Here is an 18,394-nt window from a genome sequence, read left to right on the forward strand (position 1 = left end):
TAGGCGATGCCGTGCACCCCGGCTTCTCAGGCATGCCTGGCCGAGGGGTGCGCATGTTATCCTGGGTGCCGCAGAACGGAGCCTGATTCATGCAGTTCGAGGTCGGAGAGACCGTCGTCTACCCCCATCACGGGGCCGCGACCATATCTGAAGTCAAGAAGCGGATCATCAAGGGCGAAGAGAAGCTGTACCTCAAGCTTCGCGTCACCCAGGGTGATCTGACCATCGAAGTACCCGCGGACAACGTCGACTTGGTCGGCGTCCGCGACGTGATCGGCAAAGAAGGGCTCGACCGCGTCTTCGACGTGCTCCGCGCCCCCTTCACCGAAGAGCCCACCAACTGGTCCCGCCGCTACAAGGCGAACCTCGAGAAGCTCGCGTCCGGCGACGTCATCAAGGTGTCCGAGGTCGTCCGCGACCTGTGGCGCCGCGACCAGGATCGCGGGCTGTCCGCCGGCGAGAAGCGCATGCTCGCCAAGGCTCGTCAGATCCTGATCAGCGAGCTCGCGCTCGCCGAGAAGACGGACGAAGAGAAGGCGTCGAGCGTCCTCGACGAGGTTCTTGCCTCCTAGCACCACCGACGACCGCGCGGTCGGCGCCCCCGGGGTCTCACCCCTCGGCGGTACCGTCCGCGCGGTCGTCGTCGTAGCGGCGGGCAGCGGCACCCGACTTGCCCAGGGCCGCCCCAAGGCCTTCGTCGAGGTCGCGGGCCGCAGCATCCTCGAGCGCTCGCTCGAGGCCGTCTTCGCCTCGTCCGTCCCGACGCACGTCGTCGTCGTCGTGCCCGCCGCGCTCGTCGACGAGGCGACCGTCCTCGTGCGCGACGTCGCCGGCGTCGCCGCCGACCACGTGACCGTCGTCGTCGGCGGCGACAGCCGTCAGGGGTCGGTCGCGGCCGGCCTCGCCGCCGTCGCGCCCGACGTGCGCACGGTGCTCGTGCACGACTGCGCACGCCCCTTCACGCCCACGAGCCAGTTCGACCTCGTCGCCGAGACCGTGGAGGCCACGGGGCACGGCGTCGTCCCCGGGCTGCCGGTCACCGACACGATCAAGAAGGTCTCCGCAGGAGGCGCGGGCCGGGTCGTCGGCACGGTCGACCGTTCCGAGCTGGTCGCCGTCCAGACCCCGCAGGGGTTCCCTCGCACCGAGCTCGACGCCGCGTACGCGTCCGCCGCCGTGGTCGGTGCCGTGACGACCCCCGAGGTCGAGGCTGCCGACGACGTGGCTCCCGTCGTCGAGTTCACCGACGACGCGGCGCTCTTCGCCGCGGCCGGCCACGAGGTCGTCGTCGTCGCGGGCGACCCCGCCGCGTTCAAGATCACCACGAGCTGGGACCTGCGCCGCGCCGAGACGCTGGTCGCGGAGCGTGCCGGCGGATCCGGCGGATCCTCTCCCGCCGACGGCGTCCGTGCCGCCGCGGACCGGCTCCGCACCGGCCTCGGCGTCGACGTGCACGCCTTCGACGCGGACGAGCCGCTGCACCTCGGCCTCCTGCACTTCCCCGACGAGGCCGGCCTCGCCGGCCACAGCGACGGCGACGCCGTCGCGCACGCCGTGGTCGACGCCCTGCTCTCCGCCGCGGGCCTCGGCGACATCGGCTCGGTCTTCGGCACCTCCGACCCGCGCTTCGCCGGGGCGAGCGGCGAGGTCTTCCTCACCGCGGCGCTCGAGCGCCTCACGCACGCGGGCTTCGACGTCGTGAACGTCGCGGTCCAGGTGATCGGCAACCGTCCTCGCATCGGCGCCCGCCGCCTCGAGATGGAGGCGCGCCTCATCGAGGTCGTCGGCGCGCCCGTCAGCGTCTCCGCGACCACCACCGACGGGCTCGGCTTCACCGGCCGTGGCGAGGGCGTGACCGCGATCGCCACCGCGCTGGTGTCGGTGGTCGAGCCTCGGGAGCGGACCGCGCCTCCTCGGGGCACCTCGACGACGGGCACCGGCGACCACCGAGACCAGCCCGACCAGACCGACCGGCCAGACCAGACCGACACCACCGAAACGGACCGATCCGCGTGACCATCCGCCTCTACGACTCGCGCGAGCAGGCGCTCGTCGACTTCGTCCCCCTCGTCCCCGGCAAGGTCGGGCTGTACGTCTGCGGGCCGACGGTCCAGTCGTCGCCGCACATCGGCCACCTCCGGAGCGCCCTCGTCTACGACCTGTGGCGCCGGTGGTTCACCTACCGCGGGCTCGACGTGACGCTGGTGCGCAACGTGACCGACGTCGACGACAAGATCCTCGCCCTGTCGAGCGGCACCGACGAGGAGTGGTGGGCGCGCGCGTACCGCTACGAGCTCGAGTTCACGGCCGGGTACCAGGCGCTGGGCGTGCTCGCGCCGACCTACGAGCCGCGCGCGACCGCGAGCGTCACCGAGATGCAGCAGCTCGTCACGACGCTGATCGAGAAGGGCCACGCCTACGTCGCGCCCGACGACTCGGGCGACGTGTACTTCGACACGGCCAGCTGGCCGACCTACGGCGCCCTGACGAACCAGGGCCTCGACGACATGGCGCCGGCCGCCGACGCCGATCCCCGCGGCAAGCGCGACCCGCGCGACTTCGCCCTGTGGAAGGGCGCGAAGGCCGACGAGCCCGCGTCCGCCGCGTGGTCGTCGCCGTGGGGCGACGGACGTCCCGGCTGGCACATCGAGTGCTCGGCCATGTCACGCCGCTACCTCGGCACCGCCTTCGACATCCACGGCGGCGGTCTCGACCTGCGGTTCCCGCACCACGAGAACGAGCTGGCGCAGTCGACGGCCGCGGGCGACGCCTTCGCCTCCCACTGGCTGCACAACGGCCTCGTCGCGGTCGACGGCCAGAAGATGTCGAAGTCGCTCGGCAACTCGATCTTCGCGAGCGAGTTCCTCGCCGCGGCGCGTCCGGTCGTCGTCCGCTGGTTCCTCAGCTCGGCGCACTACCGCTCGACGATCGACTACCACGACGGCGCGCTGCTCGAGGCCGAGGCGGCCCTCGATCGGATCGAGACGTTCCTCTCCCGTGCCGGCCGCCGCCTCGCCGGCACCCGCTTCGCCGGCGTCGGTGCGCGCGTCGTCCCCGACGACTTCGCCGAGGCGATGGACGACGACCTCAACGTGCCGCAGGCGCTGGCGGTGCTGCACGACGCCGTGCGCACCGGCAACTCCGCGCTCGACGACGGAGACCTCGACGCGGCAGCCCGCGAGTGGCAGCACGTGCAGGCCATGGTCGCGGTGCTCGGCGTCGACCCGCTCGCGCCCGAGTGGCGCGGCGCCGACGAGGGCGACGCGCACCGCGCGCTCGGTACCATCGTCGAGACCCTCCTCGCACAGCGTCAGCAAGCCAGGGCCGCGCGCGACTTCGCGCAGGCCGACCGCGTACGCGAGATGCTGGCGTCCGCCGGCATCACCATCGAAGACACCCCCAGCGGGTCGCATTGGAGCCTCGAACAGTGAAGAACACCAGCGGAGCGAACAAGGGGCGGCCGAGCAGCAGCGCCGTCCGCAAGGGCAGCAAGGGCAAGCAGGTCGGCAGCGGCGGCCAGGGGCGCCAGGCGCTCGAGGGCAAGAAGCCCACACCCGCCGCGGAGGACCGCCCGTACCACCCCGCAGGCAAGGCGAAGGCGGCGCGCGAGCGCCTCGACGCCGCCCGCGGCCGCGCCGGCAACGGCCCGCGCGCCGGGTCGGCCGTGGCCGGCCGGGGCGGGCTGGAGGCGCCGCGTCGACGCCCGAAGACGGCGGACGACAGCGAGATGGTCACCGGCCGCAACTCGGTGCTCGAGGCGCTGCGCACGCGCATCCCCGCCTCGACGCTCTACATCGCCGCGCGCATCGAGATGGACGACCGCACCAAGGAGATCCTCACGCTGGCGACCCGTCGCGGGCTGCCCGTGCTCGAGGTCATGCGCCCCGAGCTCGACCGCCTGACCGGCCCCGACTCCGTGCACCAGGGCGTGGCCCTCAAGGTGCCGCCGTACCAGTACGCACACCCGATCGACCTGCTCGAGGCCTCGGTCAAGCGCCAGCAGACCCCGCTCTTCGTGGCGCTCGACGGCATCACCGACCCCCGAAACCTCGGCGCGATCATCCGCTCCGTGGGCGCGTTCGGCGGCCAGGGCGTCATCATCCCGCAGCGTCGCTCGGTCGGCCTCACCGCCTCCGCCTGGAAGACCTCGGCCGGCGCCGCCGCCCGTGTCCCCGTCGCGATGGCGGCGAACCTCACGCAGACCCTCAAGTCGTTCAAGGAGCAGGGCGTCTTCGTGCTCGGCCTCGACGGCGGCGGCGACGTGATGCTGCCCGGCCTCGAGCTCGCCGACCGCCCGCTCGTCGTCGTCGTCGGCAGCGAGGGCAAGGGCCTCTCGCGCATCGTCGCCGAGACCTGCGACGCGGTGGTGTCGATCCCGATCACGACCGCCGTCGAGTCGCTCAACGCCGGCATGGCCGCGAGCGTGACGCTCTACGAGATCTCGAAGCTGCGCGCCGAGCGCAAGTAGCGCCTCCTCGCGTCGTCCTGCTGCGAACACCCCGCAGTGGACGAAGCACCCCGTCGATGCGGGGTGTTCCGTCCACTCCGGGGTGTTCGGCGGTCTGGTGGCCGGCGGCCGCGGTCGTCAGACCTTCGCGCGCCAGTCCTCGAGCTCGTCGTCCTCGGCCTCGTCGTCGTCCCCGTCGAGCTCGTCGTCGGGCAGCCGGATCGACTCGGTCGCCGGCGCGATGACGGTCCGCTCGTCGCGGCGGTGGCGCAGCACGTCGTTGATGTACGAGGTCAGCGCCTCGGCGATCGGCACGTCGCGGCCCTCCTGCTGCGACTGGTACCAGCGGTGCTCGAGCAGCTGGTGGAACACCTCGGCGGGCTCGAGCCGGCCGCGCATCTCGCGGGGGATCGACCGCACGACGGGCTCGAAGACACGGGCGGCCCACTCGTGCGCCACCATCTCCTCGTCGGCGTCGATCTGGCCGGTGCGCAGGCGGTAGGCGTCGAGGTCGTTCAGGAGGCGGCGGGCCTGGTTCTCCTCGACGTCGAGTCCCGTGAGGCGCAGCAGACGGCGCGAGTGGTGCCCGGCGTCGACGACCTTGGGCTGGATCCGCACCTGCGTGCCGCCCTCGGTGGTCTTGATCGCCAGCTCCTCGATGTCGAAGCCGAGGTCGTTCAGCCGCTCGACGCGGTCGTTGATGCGCCAGCGCTCCGAGCTGTCGAAGGTCTCGCTGCCGGTGAGTTCCGTCCACAGGCTGCGGTACTTGGCGACGATGCCGTTGCTCACGTCGACGGCGTCGAGGTTGTCGTCGAGGCGGCCGCCGGCCTCGAGGTCGAGCAGCTCGCCGGCGATGTTGACGCGGGCGACCTCGAGGTCGTTCTCGCGCTGTCCGTTCGACAGGCCGCCCGGGTAGAGCTTGCCGGTCTCGGCGTCGACGAGGTAGGCCGCGAAGGCCCCGGCGTCGCGACGGAAGAGCGTGTTCGAGAGCGACACGTCGCCCCAGTAGAAGCCGATCACGTGCAGGCGCACGAGCAGCAGGGCGAGCGCGTCGACGAGGCGCGTCGCCGTCTCGGGCCGCAGCGTCTGCGAGTAGAGCGCCCGGTAGGGCAGCGAGAACTTGAGGTGCCGGGTGACGAGCACGGGGTTCAGCAGGCTGCCGTCGACGTCGTGCCGGTTCGTGATGACGGCGAGCGGGTCGACGCAGGGGATGTCCATCCGCTGGAGGGTGCGGAGCATCTCGTACTCGCCGCGGGCCATCTCGCCCGAGGTCTCCTTGATCGCGATGACGTAGCCGCTGAGGTGCGCGAAGCGGACCAGGTGCCGCGAGATGCCCTTCGGCAGGGTCGCGATCGCGTCGTCGGGCCACTCGTCGAGGGGCAGCGCCCAGGGCAGGTCGAGGAGGGCAGGGTCGGCCGTGGCGGACGTGATGTTGAGGGAGTCGCTCATGGTCGCTTTCAGGGGGTGGCGGGACCGGGGGAGTGCGGGCGAAGGAGCCGGCGGTCTGACGGGAGACGGACGCACGGCTGGGGCCAGTGTCGCAGGAGGCGCGGGCCGAGTCACGCAGGAGCTGCGGCAGCGGACAGCCGAACGGCCCGCCGAGGCGTGCGGAGCGCTGCTCCGGACGGTCTCGACGGGCCGATCAGGGTGTCGCTAGGCGCTGACGACGGCCTTGTCGCCGAGGCGCTCGCCCGACTCGGTGTCGAAGACGTGCACGTGGTGCGCCTGGGGCGTGATGTGGATGGTCTCGCCCAGCTTGGGGTGGTTGCGACCGTCGACGCGCACGACGATGTCGACGCGCTGGCCGCTCACCTCGGTGTGGCCGTAGAGGTAGCCGTCCGCACCCAGTTCTTCGACGACGTCGACGGTGACCGCGAGGCCCTCGCCGGCGGTGTTGACGACGACGTCCTCGGGGCGGACGCCGATGGTGACGCTCGTGCCGTTGGCCTGGCCGACGGTGTCGCGGTCGACGGCGGTGACCGCGGTGCCGAACTGGATGCCGCCGGCGACGACGTCGGCGGGCAGCAGGTTCATCGCGGGGGAGCCGATGAAGCCGGCGACGAAGACGTTCTGCGGCTTCTCGTACAGGTCGCGGGGGGTGCCGACCTGCTGGAGGACGCCGTCCTTGAGGACCGCGATGCGGTCGCCCATGGTCAGGGCCTCGGTCTGGTCGTGCGTGACGTAGACCGTGGTGACGCCGAGGCGGCGCTGGAGCGAGGCGATCTGGGTGCGGGTCTGCACGCGCAGCTTGGCGTCGAGGTTCGACAGCGGCTCGTCCATGAGGAACACCTGCGGCTGGCGCACGATGGCGCGGCCCATGGCGACGCGCTGGCGCTGACCACCGGAGAGGGCCTTGGGCTTGCGCGAGAGGTAGGGCTCGAGGTCGAGCAGCTTGGCCGCCTCGAGGACGCGGGTGGCCCGCTCCTCCTTGCCGACGCCGGCGATCTTGAGCGCGAAGCCCATGTTCTCGGCGACGGTCATGTGCGGGTACAGCGCGTAGTTCTGGAACACCATCGCGATGTCCCGGTCCTTCGGGGGCACGTCGGTGACGTTGCGGTCGCCGATGAAGATGTCGCCGCTGTTGACCTCCTCGAGGCCGGCGAGCATGCGCAGGGTGGTGGACTTGCCGCAGCCCGAGGGGCCCACGAGGACGAGGAACTCGCCGTCGGCGACCTCGAGGTCGATCGCGTCGACCGCGGGACGGGTCGAGCCGGGGTAGAGACGGGTTGCCTTGCTGAACGTCACGGACGCCATGATTCATTTCTCCTTCACCGGCAGGTACGTGCCGGACGATCCTTCGTGAACGGATTGGTGATCACCCTGGGTCAGCGGTGACCACTCCGCCCAGCATGCCACAGGAGGTGACTCATCCCCACCTCTCCGGGGGCCACGGAGTCACGATCCGGCCACGGGTTGTTTGGACTTTTCCCAGTCCGCGCTCGTACCATCGACCGGGCCCTCCACCTCCTCGGGCCCGTTCAGCCCCCTACGACGCGACCGCGACCTCGTCGCGCATCGGAGAACCGTTCCATGACTGACATCGGCCCCTCAGGCTCCGAGCCGCTGAGCAAGAACGCGACCAAGAACCAGCGCCGCGCAGCCGCCCGTGAGCGCGCCCAGCTCGCCCGCAAGAAGCAGAAGCGGCGCCAGAAGACGAGCCGCTGGCTGCTGCAGGGCGGCCTCGTCGTCGTGGTGCTCGCCATCGTCGTGGCCGTCGTCGTCGTGATCACCAACAGCATCCGTCCCGCCGGCCCCGGCCCCGCCAACATGGCCAGCGACGGCATCCGCATCGGCCAGGACTTCGTGGCCGAGACGACCCCGGCCCTCGGTGCCGACGACGAGCCCACGGCCACCGAGACGACCGCGTCGTCCGACACCGTCGACATCGTGATCTACCTCGACTACCTGTGCCCGATCTGCGGCGGCTTCGAGCAGGCGAACAACGAGTACATCGCCGGCCTCGTCTCGTCGGGCGCGGCCACGGTCGAGTACCACCCGGTGGCGATCCTCACCAACAGCTCCCTCGGCACGAAGTACTCGAACCGTGCCGCCAACGCGGCGGCGTGCGTCGCGAACTACTCGCCGAACTCGTTCTTCGACTTCAACACGGCGATGTTCGAGAACCAGCCAGAAGAGGGCACGCGGGGTCTCGACGACGCCCGCCTGGCCGAGATCGCGACCGGCGTCGACGGGGTCACGTCGGCGTCGCAGATCACCCAGTGCATCGACGACCAGGAGTTCGCGTCGTGGGTGGGCGCGGCCACCGAGCGCGCGCTCGACGGTCCCCTGCCCAACAGCAACGTCCAGTCGTTCCGCGGCACCCCCACCGTGCTCGTCAACGGCCAGCAGTACGAGTTCAGCCAGCCGTTCACCAACGAGGAGTTCCGCAACTTCGTCGTGACCGCCGCCGGCAACAGCTACGCGGACGCCGCGACCGCGACGCCCACGCCCGCGTCGACCGAGGCACCCGCCGAGGAGGCGCCGGCCGAGACGCCCGCCGGCTAGGTCGTCATGCGGGGGTGCGGCAGCACCCCGTCGAGCGCGTCGGTGCGCAGCGGCAGCTCGTGCAGCGCGACGTCGCGCACCGCGCCGGCGTCGAGCGTGAGCGTGAGGTAGGTGGCCCGCGGCTGGCGCCGACGGTCGGTCGGCGAGCCGGGGTTCAGCAGCCGCAGGCCGGCCGGGGTGGTCGTGTCCCACGGGATGTGGCTGTGGCCGAAGAGGAGCAGGTCGGTCTCGGGGAAGGCGCGGTCCATCCGGGTCTCGCGCCCCTCCTTCTGCCCTGTCTCGTGGACGACGGCGAGGCGGACCCCGTCGATCGTCGTGCGGGCCACCTCCGGCAGGCGGGCGCGCAGGTCGTCGCCGTCGTTGTTGCCCCAGACGGCCACGAGGAGGCGGGCCCTGGCCTCGAGCTCGTCGAGCAGCGGCACGCCGGTCCAGTCGCCCGCGTGGACGACGACGTCCGCCCTCTCGACCGCGCTCCACACGGCCGCGGGCACGGCCTTCGCCTTCTGCGGGACGTGGGTGTCGGACACGACGACGACGGAGGTGCTCATGGCGCCCAGGGTAGGCGGGCAGGATGGGGCCGTGCGTGTCTCCGTCGTGATCCCGGTCCGCGACGACGCACGTCACCTCGAGGTCTGCCTGCGGTCGCTGGCCCGCCAGACCGTGCTGCCCGACGAGGTCGTCGTCGTCGACAACGGCAGCTCGGACGACAGCGTCGCCGTCGCGCTCGCCGCGGGCGCCCGCGTGCTGCACCAGCCCGTCGTCGGCATCGCCGCCGCGGCCTCGACCGGCTACGACGGTGCGCTCGGCGACCTCGTGGGGCGCTGCGACGCCGACAGCGTGCTGCCGCGCACCTGGGTCGCAGAGCTCTCGCGCAGCTTCGCCGAGCACCCCGAGACCGTCGCGGTCAGCACCGGCGCCCGCTTCTACGACGCCCCCGTGGGCCTGCAGCGGATCCTCTCGCTCGGCTACGTCGGGGCTTACCACGTGCTCGTCGGGGCCGGCCTCGCGCACTGGCCGCTCTTCGGCTCGACGATGATGATGCGGCGCTCGGCCTGGGAGGCGGTGCGCGACGAGGTGCACCGCCGCGACGCCGGGCTGCACGACGACATGGACCTCGCGGTGCACCTCGGCGACCTCGTGCTCGGGCAGCCGGGGCGCATCGTGTGGCGCCGCGACGTCGTCACGGCGATCTCGGCCCGCCCGTTCGCGCGTGGCGGCCGACAGTGGCTCCGCAGCACGCGTGCCGTCCGGTCGTTCGCGGTGCACGGACGGGACGGGGTGCCGTTCGTCCGCTGGTGGCGCCGCGACCCGTTCTCGCTGCGCGCGGGGCTGACGGGCGGCGGATCGGGCGGGGCACGCCGGGCGAGATCCGGCCCTCGGGCACGCTGACGCGGTTCGATGGGTGCGGTCGACCGCTGGGGTCGACGACCCGTGCCGCCGAGACCGGCGCACCGAGACGAAGAGGACACCACGTGGCCATATTCCGCAGCCGCGAGGGCGACGCGACGGCCGACGCCGCGCAGGCAGTCGCCACCCAGGCCAACCAGTGGGGCGACCCGTTCGGGCGACTCGCCACGCGCTCGATCCAGATCATCGTCGTCGTGGTGGTCGTCGCAGGCCTCATCTACTCGTTCAAGACCCTGAGCCTCGTCACCATCCCAGTGCTCCTCGCCCTCATCTTCGCGTCGGCCATGCACCCGGTGGTGTCGTGGCTGCGGCACCACCGGGTGCCCTCGCTGCTCGCCACGCTGATCGCCCTCGTCGGCATCCTCGGCGTGCTCGGCCTCGTCGGCTGGCTCGTCGTCTGGGCGGTCGAGAACCAGGCGTCGTCGCTCGTCTCGTCAGCGCAGAAGGGCATCGGCCAGCTGCAGGACTTCATCACGACGCTGCCGTTCTCGATCACCGACGAGCAGGTCGAGAACGTCCGCGACACCGTCGTGAACTTCCTGACGAGCGCCTCCTTCGGCTCGGGCGCCCTCGCCGGCGCGAGTGCCGTCGGCAGCTTCGCCACGGGCCTCGTGCTGATGATCGTGGTGCTGTTCTTCTTCCTCAAGGACGGGCCGGCCATCTGGGAGTTCATGCTCCGTCCGTTCCGCGGCCAGCAGTACGCCCGTGCGCGCCGCATCGGCGACAAGACGGTGTCGACCCTGGGCGGGTACGTGCGCGGCACGGCCACCGTCGCCGCCGTCGACGCGATCGGGATCGGTGTCGGCCTCTGGATCATCGGGGTGCCCCTCGCGCTGCCGCTGGCCGTCGTCGTGTTCCTCACCGCGTTCATCCCGCTCGTCGGAGCGACCGCGGCCGGCATCCTCGCTGCGCTCGTGGCGCTCGTCGCCAACGGGCCGATCGACGCCATCTGGGTCATCGCCGTCGTCGTGCTCGTCAACCAGCTCGAGGGCAACCTGCTGCAGCCCGTGCTGATGGGCCACACGCTGCAGCTGCACGGCCTCGTCATCCTCGTCGCCCTGACCGCGGGCACAGTGCTCGGCGGCATCGTCGGCGCCGTGATCGCCGTGCCGCTGACGGCCGTCGCCTGGGGCATCGTCGGCGTCTGGAAGGGGCCGGACCAGCCGGCGGAGATGTTCCGGCAGAAGAGACCGGAAGAAGTCCGCTAGCTCACCGCTGGTGCGCGCAGGAGGCGCGGTGTCCGTTCGACGGGCACCGCGCCTCCTTCGTGTCCCGGTCCAAAAAAATGTGCGCGATCTGCACGGAAATGGTTGCGGATCGTCAACTGAGGCGTATGGTTGTGGTTCTACAACTACCTGGCCGACGACGTCCGGGCCCCCACATCTCAGAGTCACCACGGAGCCGACCTTGTCGCAGACCACCACCACCGCTGCCGCGGGCGCGGGCACGAAGCCCGCCGCGCCGCACGAGCCGGGCGAAGCGCCCGGCATGAGCCACCGCGAAGTCCTCACGGCCCTGTCGGGCCTGCTGATGGGCATGCTCGTGGCGATCCTCTCGTCGACCGTCGTGTCGACCTCGCTGCCGCGCATCGTCAGCGACCTGAACGGCAGCCAGACCTCGTACACCTGGGTCATCACGGCGACGCTGCTCGCGACCACCGTCAGCACGCCGCTGTGGGGCAAGTTCTCCGACCTCACGAACCGCAAGGTGCTCCTGCAGGTGGCGCTCGTGCTCTTCGTGCTCGCGTCGGTCGCGGCCGGGTTCTCGCAGAACACCGCGACGCTGATCACGTTCCGCGTGTTCCAGGGCCTCGGCGCCGGCGGCCTCACCGCCCTGGTGCAGGTCGTCATGAGCGACATCATCAGCCCGCGTGAGCGCGGCCGGTACATGGGCTATCTCGGCGCCGTGATGAGCGTCGGCACCATCGGCGGCCCGCTGCTCGGCGGCGTCCTGACCGACTCGATCGGCTGGCGGTGGAACTTCTTCGTCGGCGTGCCCGTCGGCGTCGCCGCGCTCATCGTCATCCAGCGCACCCTGCACCTGCCCCCGAAGCCCAAGAAGGCCGTCGTTGTCGACTACTGGGGCGCCGGCCTGATCGCCGGCGGCGTCTCGCTGCTGCTCGTCTGGGTGTCGCTCGGCGGCAAGCAGTTCGAGTGGGCCTCGACCACCAGCTGGCTGATGGGCGTCGGCGCGGCCGTGCTGCTCGCGCTGGCCGTCGTCGTGGAGTTCCGCTCGAAGGAGCCGATCATCCCCCTGACGCTCTTCAAGAACCGCACCTTCACCTTCGCGGTCGTCGCCTCGCTCAGCGTGGGCGTCGCGATGTTCGGCACCAGCGTGTTCCTCGGCCAGTACATGCAGCTGGCCCGCGGCCAGTCGCCTACCATGGCGGGCATCCTGACCCTGCCGATGGTGCTCGGCCTGCTCATCTCGTCGATGGTCGCCGGCGCGCTCATCTCGAAGTACGGCAAGTGGAAGCCCTACATGATCGTCGGCTCGATCCTGCTGGCGGCCGGCCTGTTCCTCATGTCGACCATCGAGTACGACACGAACTTCGCGATCGTCTCCGTCTTCATGGCGATGATGGGCCTCGGCATCGGCATGGTGATGCAGAACCTCGTGCTCGTCGTGCAGAACTCGGTCGACGTCAGCGTCGTGGGCGCCGCCTCCTCGAGCGTCGCGTTCTTCCGCAGCCTCGGCGGCACCATCGGCGTCTCGGTCATGGGCGCGGTGCTCGGCACCAAGGTCTCCGGCTACATCACCGACGGCCTCACCGACGCGGGCGTCGACCCCAGCGCCCTCGGCAGCGGCGGCTCGACGAGCATCCCCGACCTCAGCACCGTTCCCGGCCCGATCCGCACCATCATCGAGTCGGCCTACGGCCAGGGAGTCGCCGACGTGTTCCTCATCGCGGCACCGCTCGCCGTCATCACCATCGTGTTCGTCTGCCTGCTGCCGAACGTCGAGCTCGGCACCAAGACCGGCATCCAGCGGGCTGCCGCGTCGGGTGACGGTGCTGGTGCGGCTGGTTCCGGTGCTGCTGGTGCCGGTGCGGCTGCTGCCGACCCTGACGACGCCTCGGCGGTCGAGAAGGGCGTCGCGGCCACGGCAGGGCTCGCCCCGTCCGTGTCGAGTGCACCCGCCAGCACGACCGACGGCGCCTCGACGCCCGCTCCCACGTCGCCCGTCGACCAGGGCGACGACGAGCCCGTCGTCGACCCTGCGGGCACGGGGAGGGACACGCGCACGGCTCCGGCGGCGGCCGCGGCCGGGCGACGCCACCACTCCCACGCCACGACGGGCACCGGTACCATCGACACCATCATCGCCACCGGTGCCGCCGAGGTGGCAGGCCACCCCGTGTCGGACGACGAACTGGCCGAGAGCCCGGTGTTCTCGTCCCTGGTCGAGGAGAAGGATGTCGCAGCCGACCGATGACGGCACGCCCGCGGGCGCGGTGCTAGACGCACCGCGCCCGGTCCGCTTCACCGCACCGCGGCTGGCCAGCCCGGACGACGACGGCCGCGAGGGCCTGATGGCGAGCGTCGTCGACGAGATCGGCTCGATGATGGTCGAGGCCAAGCGGACGATCGCCGCGGCGGCCTCCCGGTTCGACCCGGACGTGCCGCCCACCGCGTTCTACGTGCTCCGCTACGTCATGAAGCACCAGCCCTGCACCGCTGGCGACATCGTCAAGGCGATGGCCCTCGACAAGAGCGCCGTCAGCCGCCAGGTCGCCCTGCTGCGCGAGGCGGGGTTCGTCGACGTCGTGCCCGACGCCGCCGACGGCCGCGTGATGACGCTCGGCAGCACCGACCGCGCCGAGGCCCGGATGCTGGAGGTGCGGCACGAGAACCGCGCCGTGTTCCGCAGCCACGTGGAGGGCTGGACCGACGACGAGCTCGGCGAGTTCGCCGGCTGGCTGCACCGTTTCAACACGCCCGCCGACCCGCGGTAGGCGACCCGCGCCTCCTCGGTGCTGCGTCGTCGACCTGGCCGGCTGGCCGGATCGGCGTTCGCCGTCCCTTTCACGTTGGTTCGGGGTGGTCCGTCGGCGAGCCGAGCCACGCATCCCTGCGCCACAGACGACGAAGGCCCCCTCCCGGTGCGGGAGGGGGCATTCGTCGTGCAGGTGCTAGATCGTGGCCGTGTCGATCACGAAGCGGTAGCGGACCTTGCTGCCGACGACGCGCTCGTAGGCGTCGTCGATGTCGTCGGCGCTGATCGTCTCGATCTCGGCGCCGATGTGGTGCTCGGCGCAGAAGTCGAGCATCTCCTGCGTCTCGGGGATGCCCCCGATGTTCGAGCCGGCGAGGCTGCGACGGCCGCCGATGAGCGAGCCGGCGCCGAACGACTGCGGGTTCTCGGGCAGGCCGACGAACACCATCGTGCCGTTGAGGCGGAGGGTGCGGGCGTAGGCGTCGATGTCCATGTCGGCCGAGATCGTGTTGATGATCAGGTCGAACGAGCTGCGCAGCTGCTTGAAGGTCTCAGGGTCGCTCGACGCGTAGTAGTGGTCGGCGCCGAGCTTGAGGCCGTCCTCCTGCTTGGACAGCGTCTGGCTGATGACGGTGACCTCGGCGCCCATGGCGTGCGCGATCTTGACGGCCATGTGGCCGAGGCCGCCCATGCCGACGACGGCGACCTTCTTGCCGGGGCCGGCACCCCAGTGCTTCAGGGGGGAGTAGGTCGTGATGCCGGCGCAGAGCAGCGGCGCGGCCTCGTCGAGCGCGATGCCCTCGGGGATCGACAGCACGTAGTTCTCGTCGGCGACGATCTGCTTGGCGTAGCCGCCGTAGGTCTCTTCGCCCGAGTACTGGCGGCCGTTGTAGGTGGGCACGTTGCCCTTGACGCAGAACTGCTGCTCGCCCGCGATGCAGTTCTCGCACTCGCGGCAGCTGTCGACGAAGCAGCCGATGCCGACGCGGTCGCCGACCTTGTGCTTGCTCACGTCGGAGCCGACCTGGGTGACGACGCCGGCGATCTCGTGGCCGGGGACCATCGGGAAGATGGCCTTGCCCCACTCTTCGCGGGCCTGGTGGATGTCGCTGTGGCAGACGCCGGCGAAGGCGATGTCGATCTGGACGTCGTTCGGGCCGACGTCGCGCAGCTGGATGGTCGAGCGCTCGAAGGGCGCGCCGGCCGAGGGGGTCTGGATGACGGGGACGGTGGTGGGCATGGAGATACCTCCGTGTGGTGGCGGGTCGTGCGCACCCGGGTGCGGGCGCGCGGGATCCCGACGTCGTCGTGGGGATGCGTCCAGCCTAGGCACGGCCGCCGACACCGGCTCCTGACGGGAACCGTTCTCACACAGCCTTCGTCCGGACTCGGACGGAGCCGCAGGAGGCGCGGGCTCAGCCGAGCAGGTCGGCCTGCCAGACGAGGGCGGCGGCCCCGACGAGCGGGCTCTCGTCGCTGAGGCCGGAGCGGACGACGCGGACGCGACGGGCGTAGCCGTTGACGGGCGCCTCCTCGACGGTGGCCCTGACCAGGTCGAGGTAGTCGTCGCTCACACGAGAGAAGCCCCCGCCGATCGCGGCGACGTCGAGGTCGAGCAGCGTCGTCACGGACGAGATGGCCTCGCCGACGGCGTTCGCCGAGCGGCGCACGGCCGCGACGGCGATCTCGTCGCCGGCGACGTACCCGGCGGCGAGGTCCTCGCCTCGCTCGCCCTGCCAGCCCTGCTGCTGCGCCCAGCGCACGACGTTGGGGCCCGAGGCGATGACCTCGAGGGTGGCGGCCCAGGCGTTCTCGCCGGCGGGGCGGTCGGCGATCTGGATCTGGCCGATGTGGCCGGCGTTGCCGGTGCCGCCCGAGAGGAGGCGGCCGTTCACGATGAGCCCGCCTCCGACGCCCGTCGAGACGGTGATGGCGACGGCGTTGTCGACGCCCTGCGTGGCGCCGACCCAGTGCTCGGCGAGGGCGAGGCTCACGCCGTCGAGGCGGAGGGTCACGGGGAGGTCGGCGGTGTCGGCGTCGGGCCTGTCGCTGGCCTCGGCCAACAGCTCGAGGACGAGCGCGCGCAGCGGGAAGCCGCGCCAGGACGGAAGGTTGATCGGCGAGACCGTGCCCTCGACGAGGTCGACCGGGCCCGCGCTGCCGATGCCGGCGCCGACGAGGACGTCGTCGTCGCCGAGCGCCGCGAGCGCGTGGCGGACGACGTCGCGGACGGCGTCGGCCAGCTGGTCGCTCGTCGAGTCGTGGCCGGTGGGGCGGCGGTCGCGGCTGCCGAGGGAGAGGACGCCGTCGGCCGCGACGAGCGCGGCCTCGACCTTGGTGCCGCCGACGTCGACGGCCAGAGCGTAGTCAGTCACCGCGCCAGCGTAGTGCGGCGCCCGGTCCGGGCGGGCGAGGGGCGAGGGCCGCACGACGGGAGCCCGGTGCGGCGACGGGGCTCGCCCGTCCGGTGCGCCGGCGGCCTGCGCCCGCCCGAGCCGCCCGTAGGGTGTCGACATGGACCAGTCTGCACGCCGCGTCGTCGTCATCGGCGACGCCCTCATCGATGAGCTGCGCACCCCCTCCGGATCGGACGACCACGTCGGCGGCGCCGGCCTCAACGTCGCCGTCGGGCTCGCCCGGCTCGGCGTCGCCACCACGCTGCTCGCCTCGGTCGGCGACGACGCCGACGGGGCGTCGATCCGCTCGTACCTGGCCGAGCACGGCGTCGAGCTCGTCGCCACGACCAACCCGCTCGGCACCGGCCGCGCGGTGAGCGAGCGCGTCGACGGTGAGCCGACCTACGCCTTCAGCGACGCGGCCGTCGCCCGCGGCCTCGACTTCGGCGAGGCGCAGCTCGCCGCGATCGCGGCCGCGCCGCTCGTGGCCGTCAGCTCGTACCCGTTCGACGACGCCCGGCTGACCGAGCGGCTGCTCGCCGCCGTGGGCGCGGAGCCGCGGCGGCTCGTCGTCGACCCGAACCCGCGCCCCGGGTTCCTGCGCGACCCCGAGGCCTTCGCGACCGGCTTCGCTGCCGCCGCCGCCGCCTCCTCGTTGGTCAAGATCGGCGAGGACGACGCGGCGCTGGTCGCCGGCGGCACGCTCGACGAGTGGCAGGAGGCGCTGCTCGCGTCGGGCGCCGGGGGAGTGCTCGCGACGCGCGGCTCCGACGGGGCCAGCCTGACGCTCGCCGGGCACGCGCCGCTGCGGCAGGGCATCGCGTCGCTGGACGGCGACGTCGTCGACACCATGGGCGCGGGCGACGCGACGTTCGCCTCCGTGGTGGCGTCGTCGCTCGCGCGGTCGGCGGGCCCGGGGAGCGTCGACTGGGAGGCGGCGCTCACGGACGCGATGCGGGTCGCGGCCGCGACCGTGCGCGCGCCCGGCGCACTCCTCCGCCGCCCCTAGCTCCCGGCGCCCTAGCTCCCGGCCTTCGCCTCACTGGNGACTGACCACTCGACGGTGGTGAGCCGGTCCTAGCCGCGCTGCTCGGCGAGCGTGCGGGCCTTCGCCGACAGGTACCAGTGCGAGCGGGCGCCGGTCTCGACGGGCTGCATGCCGACGACGACCTTGCCACGGGAGTGGTGCTCGGCGAGGTCCTCGTAGGCCTGCGCGATGTTGTCGAACGGGTAGAAGCCCGAGATCAGCACCCGCACCTTGTTGTCGGCGATCAGCTTCGCGAGCGCCGCCAGGATCATCGACGGCTCGGTGTCGCCGCGCTCGGCGGTGATGAACCGGATCTCGACGTCGAGGCGGTGCTCGCTCGAGCTGAAGCGCGACTCGGGCACGCCGAGCGCGGTGCTGAGCGCCGGGTTGTCACCGCCGAAGTTGTCGATGAACGCCGTGACCGGGCGGCCCGCGGCTTTCTCGATGCGCTCCTGCAGTCCTTCGCCGTAGTCGACGGGAGTGACGCCGATCTGGCGCAGGTAGTCGTGGTTGCCGGGGCTGCAGGTGCCGATCACCTTGGCTCCGGCCGCCAGGGCGAGCTGGCACTCGATGTGGCCGACGCCTCCCGCCGCGGCGGTGATGACGACGACGTCGCCCTCGCCGAGGTGCAGCGAACGGACGATGTCGTAGGCGGTGGCGCCGGCGAGGTAGAGCCCGCCCGCGACCTCCCACGAGACGCTGCTCGGCTTCCGGACGACCGCGGTGGCCGGGACGGTGATCCAGGTGGCGTGGGCGCCGCCGCCGACGGCGTGGCCGATCACCTCGGTGCCGACCGCGAGGTCGCGCACCGCCGAGCCGCGCTTCTTGACGATGCCCGCGAAGCACGAGCCCTGGTGGGCCGGGAACGTCTGCGGGAGGCGGTCCTGGAAGTCGCCCGCGCGGGTGAAGTTCTCGATGTGGTTGAGCCCGGCGCACACGACCTCGACGACGACCTCGTCGTCGGCCGGGACCGGCAACTGCTGCGGGACGAAGTGCAGCTCGTCGATCTCCCCGTACCGGTCGTACTCCACTGCTCTGCCTGTCTTGACCATGGCGTGCCTCCTCGCGACGTGAGCCGAGTCTGCTCCTGAGGAGGCGCGGCGGGTCGAGAACGGGCTGGGAGTTCTGTCGTGCGCTCGCGGAGCGGCCCGGGGCGGCACCGGCGCCACCGAGCGG

Annotated in this window: 15 protein-coding genes and 1 pseudogene; 10 read left to right on the top strand and 6 right to left on the bottom strand. The window is 71.9% G+C overall.

Annotated elements, in window-relative coordinates:
* The first annotated feature begins 89 nt into the window (after positions 1 to 89).
* From IFT77_RS07205 to rlmB, 4 genes and pseudogenes are all read left to right on the top strand, one after another.
* Positions 90 to 572, top strand: a complete 483-nt coding sequence (locus tag IFT77_RS07205; RefSeq protein WP_043597211.1) for a CarD family transcriptional regulator — start codon at positions 90 to 92, stop codon at positions 570 to 572.
* Positions 562 to 1,878, top strand: a pseudogene (gene ispD / locus IFT77_RS07210) (2-C-methyl-D-erythritol 4-phosphate cytidylyltransferase); the annotation flags it as partial. The gene IFT77_RS07205 and the pseudogene ispD, both read left to right, overlap by 11 nt.
* 134 nt (positions 1,879 to 2,012) lie before the next feature.
* A complete protein-coding gene (cysS, locus tag IFT77_RS07215) occupies positions 2,013 to 3,431 on the top strand; it encodes a cysteine--tRNA ligase (protein ID WP_192040883.1) in 1,419 nt (472 codons plus the stop codon).
* The gene (gene rlmB, locus IFT77_RS07220) at positions 3,428 to 4,468 is read left to right on the top strand and encodes a 23S rRNA (guanosine(2251)-2'-O)-methyltransferase RlmB (RefSeq protein ID WP_192169624.1); all 1,041 of its coding nucleotides are present in this window, start codon (positions 3,428 to 3,430) and stop codon (positions 4,466 to 4,468) included. Before cysS ends, rlmB begins: the two co-directional genes overlap by 4 nt.
* Before the next feature lie 117 nt (positions 4,469 to 4,585).
* On the opposite strand, the gene IFT77_RS07225 is transcribed toward rlmB, so the two are convergent.
* Together IFT77_RS07225 and IFT77_RS07230 are read right to left on the bottom strand one after the other, a co-directional pair.
* Positions 4,586 to 5,896, bottom strand: coding sequence for a DUF4032 domain-containing protein (locus IFT77_RS07225; protein ID WP_133738344.1), 1,311 nt, complete (start codon positions 5,894 to 5,896; stop codon positions 4,586 to 4,588).
* 204 nt (positions 5,897 to 6,100) lie between these two features.
* Positions 6,101 to 7,201, bottom strand: a complete 1,101-nt coding sequence (locus tag IFT77_RS07230; RefSeq protein WP_123547868.1) for an ABC transporter ATP-binding protein — start codon at positions 7,199 to 7,201, stop codon at positions 6,101 to 6,103.
* A gap of 276 nt (positions 7,202 to 7,477) precedes the next feature.
* On the opposite strand from IFT77_RS07230, the gene IFT77_RS07235 reads away from it, so the two are divergent.
* Complete coding sequence (locus IFT77_RS07235; RefSeq protein ID WP_192040884.1) at positions 7,478 to 8,452, top strand: thioredoxin domain-containing protein; 975 nt, start codon at positions 7,478 to 7,480, stop codon at positions 8,450 to 8,452.
* Here IFT77_RS07235 and IFT77_RS07240 read toward each other — a convergent pair.
* Positions 8,449 to 9,000: a metallophosphoesterase gene (locus IFT77_RS07240; RefSeq protein ID WP_192040885.1), complete on the bottom strand. Its 552-nt coding sequence runs from the start codon at positions 8,998 to 9,000 to the stop codon at positions 8,449 to 8,451. The two genes, IFT77_RS07235 and IFT77_RS07240, sit on opposite strands and share 4 nt — an antisense overlap.
* Before the next feature lie 31 nt (positions 9,001 to 9,031).
* On the opposite strand from IFT77_RS07240, the gene IFT77_RS07245 reads away from it, so the two are divergent.
* From IFT77_RS07245 to IFT77_RS07260, 4 genes are all read left to right on the top strand, one after another.
* Positions 9,032 to 9,841, top strand: coding sequence for a glycosyltransferase family 2 protein (locus tag IFT77_RS07245; protein ID WP_371740972.1), 810 nt, complete (start codon positions 9,032 to 9,034; stop codon positions 9,839 to 9,841).
* Positions 9,842 to 9,924: 83 nt separating this feature from the next.
* Positions 9,925 to 11,067 carry an AI-2E family transporter gene (locus tag IFT77_RS07250; protein ID WP_192040887.1) on the top strand — a complete coding sequence of 381 codons (1,143 nt, stop codon included), beginning with the start codon at positions 9,925 to 9,927 and terminating at the stop codon, positions 11,065 to 11,067.
* Between the two features lie 280 nt (positions 11,068 to 11,347).
* Positions 11,348 to 13,294, top strand: a complete 1,947-nt coding sequence (locus IFT77_RS07255) for an MDR family MFS transporter (protein WP_197980680.1) — start codon at positions 11,348 to 11,350, stop codon at positions 13,292 to 13,294.
* Positions 13,275 to 13,814 carry a MarR family winged helix-turn-helix transcriptional regulator gene (locus IFT77_RS07260; protein WP_192169625.1) on the top strand — a complete coding sequence of 180 codons (540 nt, stop codon included), beginning with the start codon at positions 13,275 to 13,277 and terminating at the stop codon, positions 13,812 to 13,814. Before IFT77_RS07255 ends, IFT77_RS07260 begins: the two co-directional genes overlap by 20 nt.
* Before the next feature lie 177 nt (positions 13,815 to 13,991).
* On the opposite strand, the gene IFT77_RS07265 is transcribed toward IFT77_RS07260, so the two are convergent.
* Positions 13,992 to 15,035 carry an NAD(P)-dependent alcohol dehydrogenase gene (locus IFT77_RS07265; protein WP_192040889.1) on the bottom strand — a complete coding sequence of 348 codons (1,044 nt, stop codon included), beginning with the start codon at positions 15,033 to 15,035 and terminating at the stop codon, positions 13,992 to 13,994.
* Between the two features lie 175 nt (positions 15,036 to 15,210).
* Positions 15,211 to 16,170, bottom strand: coding sequence for an ROK family protein (locus IFT77_RS07270; protein WP_371740973.1), 960 nt, complete (start codon positions 16,168 to 16,170; stop codon positions 15,211 to 15,213).
* A gap of 139 nt (positions 16,171 to 16,309) precedes the next feature.
* Between IFT77_RS07270 and IFT77_RS07275 the strand changes: the two genes are divergently transcribed.
* Positions 16,310 to 17,200, top strand: a complete 891-nt coding sequence (locus tag IFT77_RS07275; protein WP_192169626.1) for a carbohydrate kinase family protein — start codon at positions 16,310 to 16,312, stop codon at positions 17,198 to 17,200.
* Between the two features lie 68 nt (positions 17,201 to 17,268).
* Here the strand turns inward: IFT77_RS07275 and IFT77_RS07280 are convergent, their stop codons facing one another.
* Entirely contained in the window at positions 17,269 to 18,270 is a 1,002-nt protein-coding gene (locus tag IFT77_RS07280) for an NADP-dependent oxidoreductase (protein ID WP_192169627.1), read from the bottom strand.
* Between the last annotated feature and the right edge of the window lie 124 nt (positions 18,271 to 18,394).

Source organism: Frigoribacterium sp. CFBP 13729 (assembly GCF_014841875.1).
Taxonomy (GTDB): domain Bacteria; phylum Actinomycetota; class Actinomycetes; order Actinomycetales; family Microbacteriaceae; genus Frigoribacterium.